The following is a 17,540-nucleotide window of genomic DNA, read 5'->3' on the forward strand; positions in this document are numbered from 1 at the left end:
TGGCTCCTCTTTGGATTGCAAAAGGAGCGTGTGGTCAGCACCTGCGCTCCCTATTCTTATTACAGGCTTCCCCCCGAAATGATGGACATCAACGAGATTCGCGAATACCTGCCTCACCGTTACCCGTTCCTGCTGGTGGACCGGGTCACGGATCTGGATTTCGAGGCCCAGAGCATTCGTGCCTACAAGAATGTCAGCATCAACGAGCCGTTCTTCAATGGCCACTTCCCGGCGCATCCAATCATGCCGGGCGTGCTGATCATCGAGGCGATGGCCCAGGCGGCCGGGATTCTCGGATTCAAGATGCTCGATGCCAAGCCGGCGGACGGCACTCTTTACTATTTCGTCGGCTCCGACAAGCTGCGCTTCCGCCAGCCGGTGCTGCCAGGCGACCAGCTGGTGCTGGAAGCCAAGTTCCTCAGCCGTAAGAGCATGATCTGGAAGTTCGAGTGCCGCGCCCTGGTCGACGGCAAGCCGGTCTGCTCGGCAGAGATCACTTGCGCGGAACGCTCCCTATGAGTTCGATTGATCCTCGGGCGATCATCGATCCGTCGGCCAAGATTGCCGACGGTGTCGAGGTGGGCCCCTGGTCGATCGTAGGCCCAGGCGTGGAGATTGGCGAGGGCACCGTCATCGGACCTCATGTGGTGCTCAAAGGTCCGACCCGCATCGGCAAGCACAACCGTATCTTCCAGTTCTCTTCCATCGGCGAAGATACCCCTGACCTCAAGTACAAGGGCGAACCCACGCGTCTGGTGATCGGGGACCACAATGTGATCCGCGAAGGCGTGACCATTCACCGAGGCACCATTCAGGACCGCTCGGAAACCACGCTGGGCGACCACAACCTGATCATGGCCTATGCCCATATCGGGCATGACAGCGTCATCGGCAACCACTGCATCCTGGTCAACAACACTGCGTTGGCCGGCCATGTGCACGTGGGTGACTGGGCGATCCTGTCCGGCTATACCCTGGTCCATCAGTACTGCCATATCGGTGCCCATGCCTTCTCTGGCATGGGGACGGCCATCGGCAAGGACGTGCCAGCTTTCGTCACGGTGTTCGGCAGCCCTGCCGAGGCACGCAGCATGAACTTCGAGGGCATGCGCCGTCGGGGCTTCAGTGACGAAGTCATCCACGCCCTGCGCCGCGCCTACAAGATCGTCTATCGCCACGGCCTGACCGTGGAAGATGCGCTCAACGAGCTGGGCGAGCTTGCTTCCCAATACCCCGAGGTCGAACTGTTCCGTCAGTCGATTCTCAGTTCCGCCCGCGGCATCACCCGCTGACATGGCCCAGCTTTGCGTGGCGCTGGTCGCGGGTGAGGCCAGCGGCGATATTCTCGGCTCCGGTCTGATGCGCGCGCTAAAGGCGCGCCATCCCGATGTTCGTTTCATTGGCGTCGGCGGTCCCTTGATGGAGGCCGAGGGTCTGGTGTCCTACTTCCCCATGGAGCGCCTGGCGGTCATGGGGTTGGTCGAGGTGCTCGGGCGCTTGCGCGAGCTGCTCAAGCGCCGCAAGGAACTGATCAGCACCCTCATCGCCGAAAAGCCCGACGTGTTCATCGGCATCGATGCGCCGGATTTCACTCTCAATATCGAACTGAAGCTGCGTCAGGCCGGGATCAAGACCGTGCATTACGTCAGCCCTTCTGTCTGGGCCTGGCGGCAGAAGCGTGTGCTCAAGATCCGCGAAGGCTGCGACCTGATGCTCACCTTGTTCCCCTTCGAGGCGAAATTCTACGAAGAGAAGGGCGTGCCGGTGCGCTTCGTCGGCCATCCGCTGGCGGACACGATCCCGCTCGAAGCCGACCGTCAGGCCGCCCGTGAGGCCATAGGCGCGGGCGAGGGGCCATTGGTGGCCTTGATGCCGGGCAGTCGTGGTGGTGAAGTCGGCCGGCTGGGCGAGTTGTTCCTCGATACGGCCCAGCGTCTGCGTGAGCTGGTGCCGGGCGTGCGTTTCGTCTCGCCCTGCGCCAACCCGGCGCGACGCGCCCAGCTCGAGCAGATGCTGCAGGGCCGCGACCTGCCGGTGACCCTGCTCGATGGCCGCTCGCACCAGGCCCTGGCAGCCTGCGACGCGGTGCTCATCGCTTCAGGTACCGCGACCCTGGAGGCGCTGCTGTACAAGCGGCCTATGGTGGTCGCCTATCGCCTGGCACCGCTGACCTACTGGATTCTCAAGCGCATGGTGAAGAGCCCCTACGTGTCGCTGCCCAACTTGCTGGCCCAGCGCCTGCTGGTGCCGGAGCTGCTGCAGGACGCCGCCACCAGTGAAGCCTTGGCCCAGACCGTGGCACCGCTGATCAGCAACGGCGCGCAGCAGACCGAAAGTTTCGACCAGATCCACCGCACCCTGCGTCGTGACGCCTCCAACCAGGCGGCCGAGGCGGTGCTGGCCTTGCTGGGAGACCGATAGGATGCAAATGGGGCTGGATTTCAACCTGGTCGAGGAGTTGGTCGCCGGTGTCGATGAAGTTGGTCGCGGCCCGCTCTGCGGGGCGGTGGTCACCGCGGCAGTGATTCTCGATCCGCAGCGGCCGATTCTTGGCCTCAACGATTCGAAGAAGCTCACCGAGGCCAAGCGTGAAGCGCTGTTCGACGAGATCTGCGAAAAAGCCTTGAGCTTTTGCATTGCCCGGGCGGAGGTCGAGGAAATCGACCGACTGAACATTCTCCAGGCCACGATGCTGGCCATGCAGCGTGCGGTCGAGGGGCTGAGCATCACGCCCAAGCTCGCCCTGATCGATGGCAACCGCTGCCCCAAGCTGGCGGTGCCGGCGGCGCCTGTGATTCAAGGGGACGCCCAGGTGCCGGCCATCGCGGCTGCCTCGATCCTGGCCAAGGTCACCCGTGATCGTGAGATGAGCGCGTTCGAGCTGATCTATCCGGGCTACGGGATCGGCGGGCACAAAGGGTATCCGACGCCTGTGCACCTTGAGGCGTTGGCGCGTCTGGGGCCGACGCCGATACATCGGCGTTCCTTCGCCCCGGTGCGCGCGGCGTGGGAGGCCCGTGAGGGCATCACCGACTCTTTGATCTGATCGATTGGGGCCGCTTTGCGGCCCCAAACTTTCATGGCTTTTACGCTACAATCCCGCTCTTGTTGTCTGGCACTGCTATAGGATTTTCCATGTCGGTTTCCTTCGTTCACCTTCGCGTGCACTCCGAATTTTCGCTGGTCGACGGCCTGGTGCGGATCAAGCCGCTGGCCAAGGCACTGGCCGGAATGAACATGCCGGCGGTGGCGATTACCGACCAGAGCAACATGTGCTCCCTGGTGAAGTTCTACAAAACCGCCATGGGCGCCGGCATCAAGCCGATCTGTGGTGCCGACCTGTGGCTGGCTGGCAGCGACCCGGAAGCGCCGCTCTCGCGGATCTGCTTCCTGGCCATGAACCCCAAGGGCTATCGCAACCTCACGGAATTGATTTCCCGCGGCTGGACCGAAGGCCAGCGCAACGGCTTGGTGATCATCCAGCGCGAGTGGATCGCCCCCGCCAGCGAAGGGCTGATCGCGCTGTCCGCTGGCAAGGAAGGCGACATCGGCATGGCGCTCATGGCGGGGCGCCAGGACGAGGCTCAGGCGCTGCTTGGCGATTGGATGGGCATGTTCCCCGACCGTTTCTACGTCGAGGTGCAGCGGACCAATCGCAGCGGTGACGAAGAGTACGTGCATGCCGCCGTGGCGCTGGCCGACCGCTTCGGTGCGCCCTTGGTGGCGACCAACGATGTGCGTTTCATCAAGCAGTCCGACTTCGACGCCCACGAGACCCGCGTCTGCATCGGCGAGGGCTGGACCCTCGACGATCCGCGCCGGCCCCGTGCCTACAGCGACCAGCAGTACCTCAAGTCCGCCGAGGAAATGGCCGAGCTATTCAGCGACCTGCCGGACGCCATCGCCAACACCGTGGAAATCGCCAAGCGCTGCAACATCACCGTGCAGTTGGGCAAGTACTTCCTCCCCGATTTCCCGACGCCCAACGGCATGGGCATCGACGACTACCTGCGTCACGTCTCCCACGAAGGCCTGGAAGAGCGCCTGGCGGTGCTCTGGCCCAAGGAGACCACGCCCAATTACGAAGAGAAGCGCCAGGTCTATCTGGACCGCCTGAAGTTCGAGCTGGATATCATCATCCAGATGGGCTTCCCCGGTTACTTCCTGATCGTTATGGACTTCATCAAGTGGGCCAAGAACAACGGGGTGCCGGTGGGGCCTGGCCGAGGGTCGGGTGCGGGCTCGCTGGTGGCTTATGTGTTGAAGATCACCGACCTCGACCCGCTGGCCTATGACCTGCTGTTCGAGCGCTTCCTCAACCCAGAACGTATTTCCATGCCCGACTTCGACGTCGACTTCTGCATGGATGGCCGCGACCGGGTGATCGACTACGTGGCCGAGGCCTACGGGCGTAATGCAGTCAGCCAGATCATTACCTTCGGCACCATGGCGGCCAAGGCGGTGGTGCGGGACGTGGCCCGGGTCCAGGGCAAGTCCTATGGTCTGGCCGACCGCCTGTCGAAAATGATCCCGTTCGAAGTGGGCATGACTCTGGAGAAGGCCTACGAGCAGGAAGAAATCCTGCGCGACTTCCTCAAGAGCGACGAGGATGCCCGCGAAATCTGGGACATGGCCCTGAAGCTCGAAGGCGTTACCCGAGGCACCGGCAAGCACGCCGGGGGCGTGGTGATCGCGCCGACCAAGCTCACTGACTTCTCACCGATCGCCTGTGATGAAGAGGGTGGCGGCCTGGTGACCCAGTTCGACAAGGATGACGTCGAGGCTGCGGGCCTGGTGAAGTTCGACTTCCTCGGCCTGCGTACCCTGACCATCATCAAGTGGGCGATGGAGACGATCAACCGCGAGCAGGCCAAGAAGAGCCTGCCCGACGTCAACATCGACTTCATCCCGCTGGACGACAAGAAGACCTACGAGCTTTTGCAAAAGGCCGAGACCACGGCCGTGTTCCAGCTCGAATCGCGCGGTATGAAGGAGCTGATCAAGAAGCTCAAGCCCGACTGCCTGGAAGACCTCATCGCACTCGTGGCGCTGTTCCGCCCCGGCCCGCTGCAATCGGGCATGGTGGATGACTTCATCAACCGTAAGCACGGCCGCGCCGAGCTGGCCTACCCGCACCCGGACTACCAGTACGAAGGCCTCAAGCCGGTACTGGCGCCGACCTACGGCATCATCCTGTACCAGGAACAGGTGATGCAGATCGCCCAGGTCATGGCCGGCTATACCTTGGGCGGCGCCGACATGCTGCGTCGCGCCATGGGTAAGAAAAAGCCCGAGGAAATGGCCAAGCAGCGCGGCGGCTTCATCGAAGGTTGCGCCAACAACGGTATCGATGCAGACCTGGCGGGCAACATCTTCGACCTGGTGGAGAAATTCGCAGGTTACGGTTTCAACAAGTCCCATTCGGCCGCCTATGGCCTGGTGTCCTATCAGACAGCCTGGCTCAAGACCCACTACCCGGCGCCTTTCATGGCTGCGGTCCTGTCGGCGGATATGCACAACACCGACAAGGTGGTGGTGCTGATCGAAGAAGTGCGCAGCATGAAGCTGCGCCTGGACGCGCCGGATGTGAACAACTCCGACTTCAAGTTCACGGTCAACGACGATGGCCGCATCGTTTATGGGCTCGGGGCGATCAAGGGCGTCGGTGAGGGCCCGGTCGAGGCCATCGTCGAAGCGCGTGCCGAGGGCGGGCCATTCAAGGACCTGTTCGACTTCTGCGAGCGCGTCGATCTCAAGCGTATCAACAAGCGAACGCTCGATGCGCTGATCCGCAGTGGCGCGCTTGACCGCCTGGGCCCGTACTTCCACGACGAAATCAAGGCTTATCAGGCCAACATCGACCGCAACCGTGCGGTGCTGCTTTCGGCCTTGGAGGAGGCGATCAAGGCTGCCGAGCAGATCGCTCGTACTGCCGACAGCGGTCACGTGGATCTGTTCGGCGGCCTGTTCGTCGAACAGGACTCCGACGTCTACGCCAACCACCGCAAGGTGCGCGAGCTGACCCTGAAGGAGCGTCTGCGGGGCGAGAAGGACACCTTGGGCCTGTACCTGACCGGCCACCCGATCGACGAGTACGAGACCGAGATTCGCCGCTTCGCGCGCCAGCGCATCATTGATCTCAAGCCGTCCCGCGACACCCAGACCGTGGCAGGCATGATCATTGCGCTGCGGGTGATGAAGAACAAGAAAGGCGACAAGATGGGCTTCGTCACCCTCGACGACCGTTCCGGGCGTATCGAGGCTTCTTTGTTTGCCGATGCGTTCATGGCGGCTCAGGCCCTGTTGCAGACGGATGCGATGGTGGTGGTGGAAGGAGAGGTCAGTCACGACGACTTTTCCGGCGGCCTGCGCCTGCGGGTCAAGCAGGTGATGACCATGGAGGATGCCCGCACCAAGCTGGCCGAGAGTCTGCGCCTGAAGGTGGCCCACGAGGCCCTCAAGGGCGACCGACTGGCCTGGCTGGGCGAGCTGATCACCCGTCATCGCGGTGGCTGCCCGATCACCCTGGAGTACACCGGGAGCGAGGCGCGGGCGATGCTGCAGTTTGGCGACGAGTGGTCGATCGATCCCGCCGACGGCCTGATTCAAGCGCTGCGTGACCAGTTCGGACGTGAGAACGTCTTCCTGCAATACCGCTGAACCGACGAATTTTAATCTCGACCTGAATGCGCCTGATCCCTTAAGGTAGGGCGCCAAACGGATCAACCGGCCGGCCGCCTGGCCGTAGACCCAAGACGGATGCCTATGAACCCGAATTTCCTCGATTTCGAACAGCCGATTGCCGACCTGCAAGCCAAGATCGAAGGGCTGCGCCTGGTGGGCAACGACAATTCGCTGAACATCAGCGATGAAATTGCCCGTCTGCAAGACAAGAGCAATACCCTGACCGAAAGCATCTTCGGCAACCTGACCAGCTGGCAAATCGCCCGTCTGGCCCGTCACCCTCGTCGTCCCTATACCCTGGACTACATCGACCACATCTTCACCGAGTTCGAAGAGCTGCACGGCGACCGTCACTTCGCTGACGATGCTGCGATCGTCGGCGGTACCGCGCGCCTGGACGGCAAGCCGGTCATGGTCATCGGTCACCAGAAGGGCCGTGAAGTGCGTGAAAAGGTGCGCCGCAACTTTGGCATGCCGCGTCCGGAAGGCTACCGCAAGGCCTGCCGCCTGATGGAAATGGCCGAGCGCTTCAAGATGCCTATCCTGACCTTCATCGATACCCCGGGTGCCTACCCTGGTATCGACGCCGAGGAGCGCAACCAGAGCGAGGCCATCGCCTGGAACCTGCGGGTAATGGCACGCCTGAAGACCCCGATCATCGCCACCGTCATCGGTGAGGGCGGTTCCGGTGGTGCGCTGGCCATCGGCGTGTGCGACCAATTGAACATGCTGCAGTATTCCACCTACTCGGTGATCTCGCCGGAAGGCTGCGCCTCGATCCTGTGGAAGACTGCCGACAAGGCTGCCGATGCTGCCGAGGCAATGGGCATCACCGCCGAGCGCCTGAAGAGCCTGAACATCGTCGACAAGGTCATCAGCGAGCCTCTGGGCGGCGCCCACCGTGACCCTGCGAAGATGTCCGAAAGCATCCGTGCCGACCTGGTCGAGCAGCTCGAGATGCTGGGCAAGTTCGATCACGATGCGCTGCTGGCCCGTCGTTACGATCGCCTGATGAGCTACGGCGTCTGACCCATTCGGGGGCGTCGCGCCTATCTTCGGATAAACCCGCTCCTTCCACGACGGCATTGCCCTAGATCGCAGTGCTATTGTGGGAGCGGGTTCACTCGCGAAAGGGGCGCGAAGCATCTGCGATGATCCTCCGTCATGTGAGGTCCTGATGATCAACCTCACCGCTCAACTTTCCCCCTGGCTCAATGCCCCCGCCTGGTACGTCGCTTTCTCCGGCGGCCTCGACTCCACCGTCCTGCTGCAGCTGCTGGCCGATTACACCCGTCGTCATCGCGCCCCGCCACTGCGCGCCGTGCACATCCATCATGGCCTGCAAGCCGCTGCTGATGATTGGCCGCAACATTGCCAGTCGATCTGTGATGGGCTGGGTCTCGAGCTCCAGGTCATCCATGTTCAGGTCACGCCCGGTGCCAGCCTGGAACAGGCGGCCCGGGATGCCCGCTATGCCGCATTCGCGCAAGTGCTCGGGGCTGGGGAGGTGCTGTTCACAGGTCAGCACCGCGAGGACCAGGCCGAGACCTTGCTCTTTCGTCTGTTGCGCGGTGCCGGACTGCGCGGGCTGGCGGCCATGCCGGCAGCACGCCCCCTGGGGCAGGGGTGGCTGGCCCGGCCCCTGCTGGCGGTCGGGCGGGCGCAGTTGCTCGCGCAGGCCAATGCACAGGGGCTTTGCTGGATCGAGGATCCCTCCAACGCCAATACCACCTATGCCCGAAACTACCTGCGCGGCGAGGTATTCCCTGTGCTGAATCATCGTTGGCCTCAGGCCGCGAGCAATCTTGCCCGCAGTGCTGGGCATTTGGGCGAGGCCCTGGGCTTGCTGGACGAGCTGGCGGCAGATGATCTGGCGGGAGCCGCACAAGGGGCACCGTTTGCCTGGCTCGGCCTGGACTCTCTCGATCTGGCCGCGCTTGAGGCATTATCGCCAGCGCGCCAGCGAAATGCCCTGCAATATTGGTTGAGCCGTCGGACTCGGTTACCCGACGCCCGTCATTGGGCCGGCTGGGACAGCCTGCGTGACGCAGTCGTCGATGCCCAGCCGGTGTGGCGGCTGGGCGATGGTGAGTTGCAGCGCAGTCATGGGCGCATCTGGTGGTTGAAGGGTCAATGGCTGGTGCCGGTCCAGGGCGTTCTGGCCTGGGCGGACCCAAGCGTGCCTCTGACGTTACCCGGTAATGGTTGCGTGTCCGTGCAGGGTGATTGTCCGCCAGGTGAGGTGCAGGTGCGCTACCGTCAGGGCGGCGAGATGCTCGAGGTGCCAGGACGGGGCCGTCGTGACCTCAAGCGCTTGCTGAACGAGCTGCAAGTCCCGCATTTCGTGCGCTCGCGTTTACCACTGCTGTGGCAGGGCGAGCGCCTGCTGGCAGTGGCCAACCTGCCGCTGGCAGGGCAGGGCGGTATCCAGTTGCATTGGCGGCCGCCGACGAGCGTGCAAGGTTTGAGCTGAAGGGTACATTCCGGTAGACTACCCTCCCTTCTTGATACAGCTTCTGTGGGTTCCTCGAAAACACAGCAGTTGCCGATTACCAAGCAGTTTTTTGCTGGGCTGATTCTTAAAATGACGAGCGAGCTCCATGCCGGGGATATCCCTGGTTTGTACAGACGCGGCAGTTGTTCGAGATGCACTGTGATTGACGCAGGTGATCGGGGGCTTCGGCCTTCCTTCGCTTTCTCCGGCGGCGCTGACCGCTTTAACGCAGACTTCTAGGGTTTTTCATGACGCGCTACATATTCGTCACGGGCGGTGTTGTTTCTTCATTGGGGAAAGGCATTGCCTCGGCTTCCTTGGCGGCCATCCTGGAGGCGCGGGGGCTCAAGGTCACCATGCTCAAGCTGGATCCGTACATCAACGTCGACCCCGGCACCATGAGCCCGTTCCAGCATGGTGAAGTGTTCGTCACCCACGATGGCGCCGAGACCGACCTCGACCTGGGCCACTACGAGCGGTTCATCCGCACCACCATGACCCAGAACAACAACTTCACCACCGGCCGTATCTACGAGCATGTGCTGCGCAAGGAGCGCCGTGGCGACTACCTGGGCGCGACCATCCAGGTCATCCCGCACATCACCGACGAGATCAAGCGTCGCATCATCAAGGGCGCCGGCGATGCCGACGTTGCCCTGGTCGAGATCGGTGGCACCGTCGGTGACATCGAGTCGCAGCCGTTCCTCGAGGCGATCCGCCAGCTGCGCGTCGAAGTGGGTTCCAAGCGCGCCATGCTGATGCACCTGACCCTGGTTCCTTACATCGCCACTGCCGGCGAGACCAAGACCAAACCGACCCAGCATTCGGTCAAGGAACTGCGCTCCATCGGCCTGCAGCCGGACGTGCTGATCTGCCGTTCCGACCACCCGGTCGACGCGTCGTCGCGCCGCAAGATCGCCCTGTTCACCAACGTCGAAGAGCGTGCGGTGATCTCTCTGCAAGACGTCGATACCATCTACAAGATCCCAGGTGTATTGCATGCCCAGGGCCTGGACGACTTCGTCGTCGAGCGCTTCGGCCTGCAGTGCAGCAGCGCCGATTTGTCCGAGTGGGACCAGGTCGTCGATGCCAAGCTGAACCCTGAGCATGAAGTCACCATCGCCATGGTCGGCAAGTACATGGAACTGCTGGATGCGTACAAGTCGCTGATCGAGGCCATGAGCCACGCGGGCATCAAGAACCGCACCAAGGTCAACCTGCGCTACATCGACTCCGAAGACATCGAGAACCAGGGCACCAGCCTGCTCGAAGGCGCCGATGCCATTCTCGTCCCGGGCGGTTTCGGTCTGCGCGGCGTCGAAGGCAAGATCACCGCTGTCCAGTACGCGCGCGAAAACAAGGTGCCGTACCTGGGCATCTGCCTGGGCATGCAGGTCGCGGTCATCGAGTTCGCACGTAACGTGATGGGCTGGAAAGACGCCAACTCCACCGAGTTCGACCGCAACAGCGGCCACCCGGTCGTCGGCCTGATCACCGAATGGGCCGATGCCACCGGCGCGGTCGAGACCCGTTCCGAAGCTTCCGACCTGGGCGGCACCATGCGCCTGGGTGCTCAGGACTGCCAGCTGGCGGCCGGCTCCAAGGTCCATGACTGCTATGGCAAGGATGTGATCACCGAGCGTCACCGCCACCGCTACGAAGTGAACAACAACCTGCTGCCACAGCTGGTCGAGGCAGGCTTGGTGGTATCCGGTCGTTCCGAGGACGGTGCGCTGGTTGAAGTGGTCGAGTCCAAGGACCACCCATGGTTCGTCGCTTGCCAGTTCCACCCCGAGTTCACCTCGACCCCACGTGACGGCCACCCGCTGTTCAGTGGTTTCGTCAAGGCGGCCCTGGCCCAGAAGAACAAGGCCTGATCCATGACCCAGAAGATCATTCGCGTCGGTAGCATCGAGATCGCCAACGACAAGCCGTTCGTCCTGTTCGGCGGCATGAACGTCCTGGAGTCCCGTGACCTGGCCCTGAAGGTCTGCGAAGCCTACGTGCGGGTCACCGAGAAGCTCGGTATCCCTTACGTGTTCAAGGCCAGCTTCGACAAGGCCAACCGTTCGTCGATCAACTCCTATCGTGGTCCGGGCATGGAAGAAGGGCTGAAGATCTTCGAAGAGATCAAGCAGACCTTCAAGGTGCCGGTGATCACCGACGTGCACGAGCCCTACCAAGCCGAGCCCGTCGCCAAGGTGTGCGACATCATCCAGCTGCCAGCCTTCCTGTCGCGCCAGACCGACCTGGTCGTGGCGATGGCCAAGACCGGCGCCGTGATCAACATCAAGAAGGCTCAGTTCCTCGCGCCTCAGGAAATGAAGCACATCCTGACCAAGTGCGAAGAAGCCGGTAACGACCAGTTGATCCTCTGCGAGCGTGGTTCGAGCTTCGGCTACAACAACCTCGTCGTGGACATGCTCGGCTTCGGCATCATGAAGCAGTTCGAGTATCCGGTGTTCTTCGATGTGACCCATGCCCTGCAGATGCCGGGCGGTCGCTCCGATTCCGCCGGTGGTCGTCGCGCCCAGGTCACCGACCTGGCCAAGGCCGGCATGAGCCAAGGCTTGGCCGGGCTGTTCCTGGAAGCCCACCCGGACCCGGACAACGCCAAGTGCGATGGTCCTTGCGCCCTGCGCCTGGACAAGCTGGAGCCGTTCCTGGCCCAGCTCAAGCAACTGGACGACCTGGTGAAAAGTTTTCCGACGGTAGAGACCGCGTAAAGCTCATTTCTCCGGTAAAGTACCGCCCTCACCCCTGACCGAACGGTCAGGGGTCGCCTTCGCCAGGCCTGCCCGTTTCCGAACTGCCTGGCGAACGCCCAGATTTCCTTAGCTGCGTTGTTTTCGTCAATTCTGGAGTGCTTACAACAATGGCAAAAATCGTCGACATCAAAGGTCGTGAAGTTCTCGATTCGCGTGGCAACCCCACCGTGGAAGCCGATGTACTGCTCGACAACGGCATCATCGGCAGCGCCTGCGCGCCGTCCGGTGCTTCCACCGGCTCGCGTGAAGCGCTGGAGCTGCGTGATGGCGACAAGAGCCGTTACCTGGGCAAGGGCGTGCTGAAGGCTGTTGCCAACATCAACGGCCCGATCCGCGACCTGCTGCTGGGCAAGGACCCGGCCGACCAGAAGGCCCTGGACCGCGCCATGATCGAACTGGACGGTACCGAGAACAAGGCCAAGCTGGGCGCCAACGCCATCCTGGCCGTCTCCCTGGCTGCCGCCAAGGCTGCTGCCCAGGATCAGGACCTGCCGCTGTACGCACACATCGCCAACCTCAATGGCACCCCAGGCCAGTACTCCATGCCGGTTCCGATGATGAACATCATCAACGGCGGCGAGCACGCCGACAACAACGTCGACATCCAGGAGTTCATGGTTCAGCCGGTTGGCGCCAAGACCTTCTCCGATGCCCTGCGCATGGGTACCGAAATCTTCCACCACCTCAAAGCCGTGCTCAAGGCTCGTGGCCTGAACACCGCTGTGGGTGACGAAGGTGGCTTCGCGCCAAACCTGACCTCCAACGAAGACGCCCTGGGCGCCATCGCCGAGGCCGTCGAGAAGGCCGGCTACAAGCTGGGCACCGACGTGACCCTGGCCTTGGACTGCGCGGCTTCCGAGTTCTACGAAGACGGCAAGTACAACCTGTCTGGCGAAGGCAAGTCGTTCGATGCCGAAGGCTTTGCCGATTACCTCAAGGGCTTGACCGAGCGCTTCCCGATCATCTCGATCGAAGATGGCCTGGACGAGTCCGACTGGGCTGGCTGGAAGATCCTCACCGACAAGATCGGTGCCAAGGTACAGCTGGTCGGCGACGACCTGTTCGTGACCAACACCAAGATCCTCAAGGAAGGCATCGAGAAGGGCATCGGTAACTCGATCCTGATCAAGTTCAACCAGATCGGCTCGCTGACCGAAACCCTGGAAGCCATCCAGATGGCCAAGGCTGCCGGCTACACCGCGGTCATCTCCCACCGTTCGGGTGAAACCGAGGACTCCACCATCGCCGATCTGGCCGTCGGTACCGCTGCTGGCCAGATCAAGACCGGTTCGCTGTGCCGTTCCGACCGCGTCTCGAAATACAACCAGCTGCTGCGTATCGAAGAGCAACTGGGCGCCAAGGCCGTGTACCGCGGTCGTGCCGAGTTTCGCGGCTGAGCAAGAGATGGTAAAAAGGCAGCAGCCGAGGCCGTCTGAACGTTCGTACTGAGCTGTCAGACGCCTCTTACGGGTTTCTGTCGACGAAGCCTGGCCTCGGCCAGGCTTCGTGCTATTGGAAGCTCGCTGCGGCGGCCTTTTACCTCTGGATATCTTGATGCGCAGTCCCTATTGGTTGTTTCTCGTCCTGCTCCTGCTGCTCGGCGGCCTGCAGTACCGCCTTTGGGTGGGTAACGGCAGCCTGGCGCAAGTGGCCGAGCTCAAGCAGCAGATCGCCGAACAGCATGCCGAGAACGAGCGGCTGCTCGAGCGTAATCGCGTGCTGGATGCTGAAGTTCTGGAGTTGAAAAAAGGTATGGAGACCGTCGAAGAGCGGGCTCGTCACGAATTGGGGATGGTCAAGGAGGGTGAAACCCTCTACCAGTTGCCGCAGAAATGACGCAGACGCTACCGGCTTTCTGGGCCGTGATTCCCGCCGCGGGCGTCGGTGCCCGCATGGCTGCCGATCGTCCCAAGCAGTATCTGCAATTGGGCGGGCAGACCCTTCTCGAGCATAGCCTCGACTGTTTTCTCGACCACCCCTCGCTCAAGGGCGTGGTGGTCAGCATTGCCGCCGATGATCCCTACTGGCCTGGCCTACGCTGTGCCAACGACCCACGCATACAGCGTGCGGCCGGGGGGCGTGAGCGGGCCGACTCGGTGCTCAATGCATTATTGCTTTTGCATGCCCAAGGGGCGGCGGACAGCGACTGGGTGCTGGTGCATGACGCGGCGCGACCGAACTTGGCACGCAGTGATCTGGATCGGTTGCTGTCGGAGTTGGCCGACGATCCTGTCGGAGGTTTACTTGCGGTGCCTGCTCGCGACACGCTCAAGCGTGCCGATGCCAATGGACGGGTCAGTGCCACGGTGGATCGCAGCACCATCTGGCAGGCCTACACGCCGCAGATGTTCCGCCTGGGGGCCTTGCACCGGGCCCTGGCCGAGTGCCTGGTCTCCGATGTGGTGGTCACGGACGAGGCCTCGGCCATCGAATGGTCCGGTCAGGCGCCGCGCTTGATTGAAGGGCGCAGCGACAACATAAAGGTCACCCGTCCGGAAGACCTGGAATGGTTGCGCCAGCGCTGGGCCGCCCGTCGCTGAAACCGAACGCCTGCGTCCACCTCTTCGCAAGTGCCCCCGTGAAGAGGTCATCGGAATCCTCAGTTTTGCCGATACTCTGGCAGCCCCGCCAGCCCTTCCTTCAGAAAGTCCACCAGCCGCCGCACTTTCGGTGACAAGTGCCTTTGCTGCGGGTACAGCGCCCACACAGCCGTGTTCGGTGGCTGGTGCGCTTCGAGCAGCGATACCAGCGCACCGCTGTTGAGGTGCTCAAGTACGTAATAGTCCGGCAACTGGCACAACCCCATGCCCAACAATGCTGCATCCAGCACGGCCTGCCCGCTATTGCAGCGCCAGTTGCCCTGCACCCGCTGACTCAACTCCCGCCCATCCTGCTGCAACACCCAGAGGTCGGAACTGCCGATCAGGCAGTTGTGCCGAGTCAGTTCCGACAGGCTGTGGGGGCGACCATAGCGCTCAAGGTAGGCGGGGGAGGCGCACAGGTACATGCGCCGGGGAGCCAAGCGCGTAGCCACCAGGCGTGAGTCCTGCAGACGCCCGAGGCGTATCGCCAGGTCCATTCCCTCATGCACCAAGTCCAAGGTGCGGTTGCTCAGTTCCACCTCAACGCGCAGTTGCGGATACAGGGCCATGAAGCGCGTCACCAAGGGGACGATGAAGCGTTCTCCATAAGCCACCGCGCAGGTCATGCGCAACAGCCCTTTGGGCTCGCTGGCAAGGTCGCCCATGGCGCGCAGGGCTTCTTCGCGTCCGTCCTGCAAGCGCTGGCAATGTTGCAGGAAGGTCTGCCCTGCCTCGCTCAGGGTCACCCGGCGGGTACTGCGGTACAGAAGCCGTGTCTGCAAGCGCTCTTCCAGACGAGCGATTTGTCGACTGATGTGCGAGGACGAAACACCCAGACGTTCGGCGGCGGCGGTGAACTGGCCTGACTCGGCCACCGCGACGAATTCGTCGATGCCTTCCCAGCGACTGCTCATTGATTATCCCTGCATGGCAATAATGTTTTTACTTGCGCCGGATTATTCATCAAAAGTGCTTGAATTACACTGAGCCGAAGCAATCATCCCTTGTCTGGAGTTCCGTTGATGATCAAGTCCCGCGCCGCTGTTGCCTTCGAGGCCAAGAAACCCCTGGAAATCGTCGAAGTCGACGTGGCCATGCCCAAAGCGGGTGAAGTGCTCCTGCGTGTGGTGGCCAGCGGTGTCTGCCATACCGATGCCTACACCCTGTCGGGCGCCGACCCGGAAGGTATCTTCCCCTCGATCCTGGGCCACGAGGGCGGTGCGATCGTCGAAGCCGTGGGCGAGGGCGTCACCTCGGTCGCTGTCGGCGACCACGTGATCCCGCTGTACACCCCCGAATGCGGCCAGTGCAAATTCTGCCGCTCGGGCAAGACCAACCTGTGCCAGGCCATCCGCGCCACTCAGGGCAAGGGCCTGATGCCGGACGGCACCACCCGTTTTTCCTATAAAGGCCAGCAACTGTTCCACTACATGGGCACCTCGACGTTCTCCGAGTACACCGTGTTGCCGGAAATCTCCGTGGCCAAGATCGCCAAGGATGCGCCGCTGGAGAAGGTCTGCCTGCTCGGATGCGGTGTCACCACCGGTATCGGTGCCGTGCTCAACACCGCTAAGGTCAAGGCTGGCGACACCGTCGCCATCTTCGGTCTGGGCGGCATCGGTCTGTCGGCGATCATCGGTGCGGTGAAGGCCAAGGCTTCGCGCATCATCGCCGTGGACATCAACCCGGCCAAGTTCGAGATCGCTCGCCAGCTTGGCGCCACCGACTGCGTGAACCCGAAGGACTATGACCGTCCGATCCAGGAAGTCATCGTCGATCTCACCGACGGTGGTGTGGACTACTCCTTCGAATGCGTAGGCAACGTCCAGCTTATGCGTGCGGCGCTGGAGTGCTGCCACAAAGGTTGGGGTGAGTCGGTGATCATCGGTGTCGCCGGCGCCGGGCAGGAAATCTCCACCCGTCCGTTCCAGCTGGTGACCGGCCGAGTCTGGCGTGGTTCGGCATTCGGCGGTGTGCGTGGTCGCAGCGAGCTGCCAAGCTACGTGGAAATGTCGCAGAAAGGCGAGATCCCGCTGGATACCTTCATCACCCACACCATGGGCCTGGAGGACATCAACAAAGCCTTCGACCTGATGCATGAAGGCAAGAGCATCCGCAGCGTGATCCATTTCTGAGGTTTGCCCATGAGCCTGGAAAACATCTCCTGCCAGAAAAGCTTCGGCGGCTGGCACAAGCGCTACCGGCACGCCTCCAAGGTCCTGGGTTGCGACATGGTGTTCGCCGTCTATCTGCCGCCGCAGGCCGAGCAGGGCGAGAAACTGCCGGTGTTGTACTGGCTCAGTGGCCTGACGTGCACGGACGAGAACTTCATGCAAAAGGCCGGCGCCCAGCGCCTGGCCGCAGAGCTTGGCCTGATCATCGTTGCCCCCGACACCAGCCCGCGCGGCGAGCAGGTGCCGGGTGACCCGGATGGTGCCTGGGACTTTGGTCTGGGCGCAGGTTTCTACCTCAACGCCACCCAGCAGCCCTGGGCTCAGCACTACCGCATGCACGACTACGTGGTGCAGGAGCTGCCCGCCTTGGTCGAGGCGCATTTTCCGGCCTCCGACCTGCGCAGTATCAGCGGCCACTCCATGGGTGGGCACGGTGCCTTGGTTTGCGCCCTGCGCAACCCTGGGCGCTATCGCTCGGTGTCGGCCTTTTCGCCGATCAGCAATCCGATGGATTGCCCGTGGGGGGAAAAGGCTTTCTCCCGTTACCTGGGGGACGACCGGGCGCGCTGGCGCGAGTGGGATGCCAGCGTACTGCTGGCCGAGACAGCCGCCGGGCAATGCCCGCCGCTGCTGATCGACCAGGGTGACCGGGATGACTTTCTCGAGAAGCAGCTCAAGCCCCAGGCGCTGGAGCAGGCGGCGCGCAAGGGAGGGCATGAGCTGACGCTGCGTTTGCAGCCTGGCTATGACCACAGCTACTACTTCATCGCCAGCTTCATCGATGAACACCTGCGCCATCACGCGGTGGCGTTGGGCAGGGTCTGATCCAGGGGCTTCT

The 17,540-nt window shown here is 62.5% G+C and carries 15 protein-coding genes; 14 read left to right on the top strand and 1 reads right to left on the bottom strand.

Translation table 11 applies throughout. The annotated features are described in order from the left end of the window. Nucleotides 1–78 precede the first annotated feature (78 nt). The 12 genes from fabZ (at nt 79) to ispD (ending at nt 14,486) form a co-directional block, all read left to right on the top strand. On the top strand, nt 79–519 hold the full coding sequence (gene fabZ / locus J5X93_RS05710; RefSeq protein WP_003252314.1) for a 3-hydroxyacyl-ACP dehydratase FabZ: 441 nt from the start codon (nt 79–81) through the stop codon (nt 517–519). Then, a complete protein-coding gene (lpxA, locus tag J5X93_RS05715) occupies nt 516–1,292 on the top strand; it encodes an acyl-ACP--UDP-N-acetylglucosamine O-acyltransferase (protein WP_043208850.1) in 777 nt (258 codons plus the stop codon). The genes fabZ and lpxA overlap by 4 nt, the downstream gene beginning before the upstream one ends. 1 nt (nt 1,293) lies before the next feature. Next, complete coding sequence (gene lpxB, locus J5X93_RS05720) at nt 1,294–2,421, top strand: lipid-A-disaccharide synthase (protein ID WP_043208848.1); 1,128 nt, start codon at nt 1,294–1,296, stop codon at nt 2,419–2,421. 1 nt (nt 2,422) lies between these two features. Further along, nucleotides 2,423–3,046: a ribonuclease HII gene (gene rnhB / locus J5X93_RS05725; protein ID WP_043208846.1), complete on the top strand. Its 624-nt coding sequence runs from the start codon at nt 2,423–2,425 to the stop codon at nt 3,044–3,046. A gap of 89 nt (nt 3,047–3,135) precedes the next feature. Then, nucleotides 3,136–6,660, top strand: coding sequence for a DNA polymerase III subunit alpha (gene dnaE, locus J5X93_RS05730; RefSeq protein WP_182941641.1), 3,525 nt, complete (start codon nt 3,136–3,138; stop codon nt 6,658–6,660). A 105-nt stretch (nt 6,661–6,765) separates the two neighbouring features. After that, the gene (locus tag J5X93_RS05735) at nt 6,766–7,713 is read left to right on the top strand and encodes an acetyl-CoA carboxylase carboxyltransferase subunit alpha (RefSeq protein WP_043208841.1); all 948 of its coding nucleotides are present in this window, start codon (nt 6,766–6,768) and stop codon (nt 7,711–7,713) included. 148 nt (nt 7,714–7,861) lie between these two features. After that, nucleotides 7,862–9,157 (top strand): tRNA lysidine(34) synthetase TilS, encoded by a 1,296-nt coding sequence (gene tilS / locus J5X93_RS05740; protein ID WP_182941639.1) that lies wholly within the window; start codon nt 7,862–7,864, stop codon nt 9,155–9,157. A gap of 269 nt (nt 9,158–9,426) precedes the next feature. Then, nucleotides 9,427–11,055 carry a CTP synthase gene (gene pyrG / locus J5X93_RS05745; RefSeq protein ID WP_043208837.1) on the top strand — a complete coding sequence of 543 codons (1,629 nt, stop codon included), beginning with the start codon at nt 9,427–9,429 and terminating at the stop codon, nt 11,053–11,055. Between the two features lie 3 nt (nt 11,056–11,058). After that, entirely contained in the window at nt 11,059–11,904 is an 846-nt protein-coding gene (gene kdsA, locus J5X93_RS05750; RefSeq protein ID WP_043208834.1) for a 3-deoxy-8-phosphooctulonate synthase, read from the top strand. Between the two features lie 149 nt (nt 11,905–12,053). After that, complete coding sequence (gene eno, locus J5X93_RS05755) at nt 12,054–13,343, top strand: phosphopyruvate hydratase (protein ID WP_043208831.1); 1,290 nt, start codon at nt 12,054–12,056, stop codon at nt 13,341–13,343. Nucleotides 13,344–13,500: 157 nt separating this feature from the next. Next, complete coding sequence (ftsB, locus tag J5X93_RS05760; RefSeq protein WP_043208829.1) at nt 13,501–13,782, top strand: cell division protein FtsB; 282 nt, start codon at nt 13,501–13,503, stop codon at nt 13,780–13,782. Beyond that, on the top strand, nt 13,779–14,486 hold the full coding sequence (gene ispD, locus J5X93_RS05765) for a 2-C-methyl-D-erythritol 4-phosphate cytidylyltransferase (protein WP_043208827.1): 708 nt from the start codon (nt 13,779–13,781) through the stop codon (nt 14,484–14,486). The genes ftsB and ispD overlap by 4 nt, the downstream gene beginning before the upstream one ends. 59 nt (nt 14,487–14,545) lie before the next feature. On the opposite strand, the gene J5X93_RS05770 is transcribed toward ispD, so the two are convergent. Continuing rightward, nucleotides 14,546–15,442, bottom strand: coding sequence for a LysR substrate-binding domain-containing protein (locus tag J5X93_RS05770; RefSeq protein ID WP_043208825.1), 897 nt, complete (start codon nt 15,440–15,442; stop codon nt 14,546–14,548). A gap of 108 nt (nt 15,443–15,550) precedes the next feature. On the opposite strand from J5X93_RS05770, the gene J5X93_RS05775 reads away from it, so the two are divergent. After that, complete coding sequence (locus J5X93_RS05775) at nt 15,551–16,663, top strand: S-(hydroxymethyl)glutathione dehydrogenase/class III alcohol dehydrogenase (protein ID WP_043208823.1); 1,113 nt, start codon at nt 15,551–15,553, stop codon at nt 16,661–16,663. A 9-nt stretch (nt 16,664–16,672) separates the two neighbouring features. Then, complete coding sequence (gene fghA, locus J5X93_RS05780) at nt 16,673–17,527, top strand: S-formylglutathione hydrolase (RefSeq protein ID WP_070572357.1); 855 nt, start codon at nt 16,673–16,675, stop codon at nt 17,525–17,527. The last annotated feature ends 13 nt before the right edge of the window (nt 17,528–17,540 follow it).

Source organism: Pseudomonas sp. BYT-1 (assembly GCF_023611805.1).
Classification (GTDB): Bacteria; Pseudomonadota; Gammaproteobacteria; order Pseudomonadales; family Pseudomonadaceae; genus Aquipseudomonas; species Aquipseudomonas guariconensis.

What these genes read in the sequence shown, in the direction of transcription:
- J5X93_RS05775 (WP_043208823.1), top strand. Translation starts at nt 15,551, where the DNA reads ATGATCAAGTCCCGCGCCGCTGTTGCCTTCGAGGCCAAGAAACCCCTG.
- tilS (WP_182941639.1), top strand. Translation starts at nt 7,862, where the DNA reads ATGATCAACCTCACCGCTCAACTTTCCCCCTGGCTCAATGCCCCCGCC.
- dnaE (WP_182941641.1), top strand. Translation starts at nt 3,136, where the DNA reads ATGTCGGTTTCCTTCGTTCACCTTCGCGTGCACTCCGAATTTTCGCTG.
- J5X93_RS05735 (WP_043208841.1), top strand. Translation starts at nt 6,766, where the DNA reads ATGAACCCGAATTTCCTCGATTTCGAACAGCCGATTGCCGACCTGCAA.
- J5X93_RS05770 (WP_043208825.1), bottom strand. Translation starts at nt 15,442, where the DNA reads ATGAGCAGTCGCTGGGAAGGCATCGACGAATTCGTCGCGGTGGCCGAG.
- lpxB (WP_043208848.1), top strand. Translation starts at nt 1,294, where the DNA reads ATGGCCCAGCTTTGCGTGGCGCTGGTCGCGGGTGAGGCCAGCGGCGAT.
- lpxA (WP_043208850.1), top strand. Translation starts at nt 516, where the DNA reads ATGAGTTCGATTGATCCTCGGGCGATCATCGATCCGTCGGCCAAGATT.
- fabZ (WP_003252314.1), top strand. Translation starts at nt 79, where the DNA reads ATGATGGACATCAACGAGATTCGCGAATACCTGCCTCACCGTTACCCG.
- kdsA (WP_043208834.1), top strand. Translation starts at nt 11,059, where the DNA reads ATGACCCAGAAGATCATTCGCGTCGGTAGCATCGAGATCGCCAACGAC.
- ftsB (WP_043208829.1), top strand. Translation starts at nt 13,501, where the DNA reads ATGCGCAGTCCCTATTGGTTGTTTCTCGTCCTGCTCCTGCTGCTCGGC.
- rnhB (WP_043208846.1), top strand. Translation starts at nt 2,423, where the DNA reads ATGCAAATGGGGCTGGATTTCAACCTGGTCGAGGAGTTGGTCGCCGGT.
- fghA (WP_070572357.1), top strand. Translation starts at nt 16,673, where the DNA reads ATGAGCCTGGAAAACATCTCCTGCCAGAAAAGCTTCGGCGGCTGGCAC.
- eno (WP_043208831.1), top strand. Translation starts at nt 12,054, where the DNA reads ATGGCAAAAATCGTCGACATCAAAGGTCGTGAAGTTCTCGATTCGCGT.
- pyrG (WP_043208837.1), top strand. Translation starts at nt 9,427, where the DNA reads ATGACGCGCTACATATTCGTCACGGGCGGTGTTGTTTCTTCATTGGGG.
- ispD (WP_043208827.1), top strand. Translation starts at nt 13,779, where the DNA reads ATGACGCAGACGCTACCGGCTTTCTGGGCCGTGATTCCCGCCGCGGGC.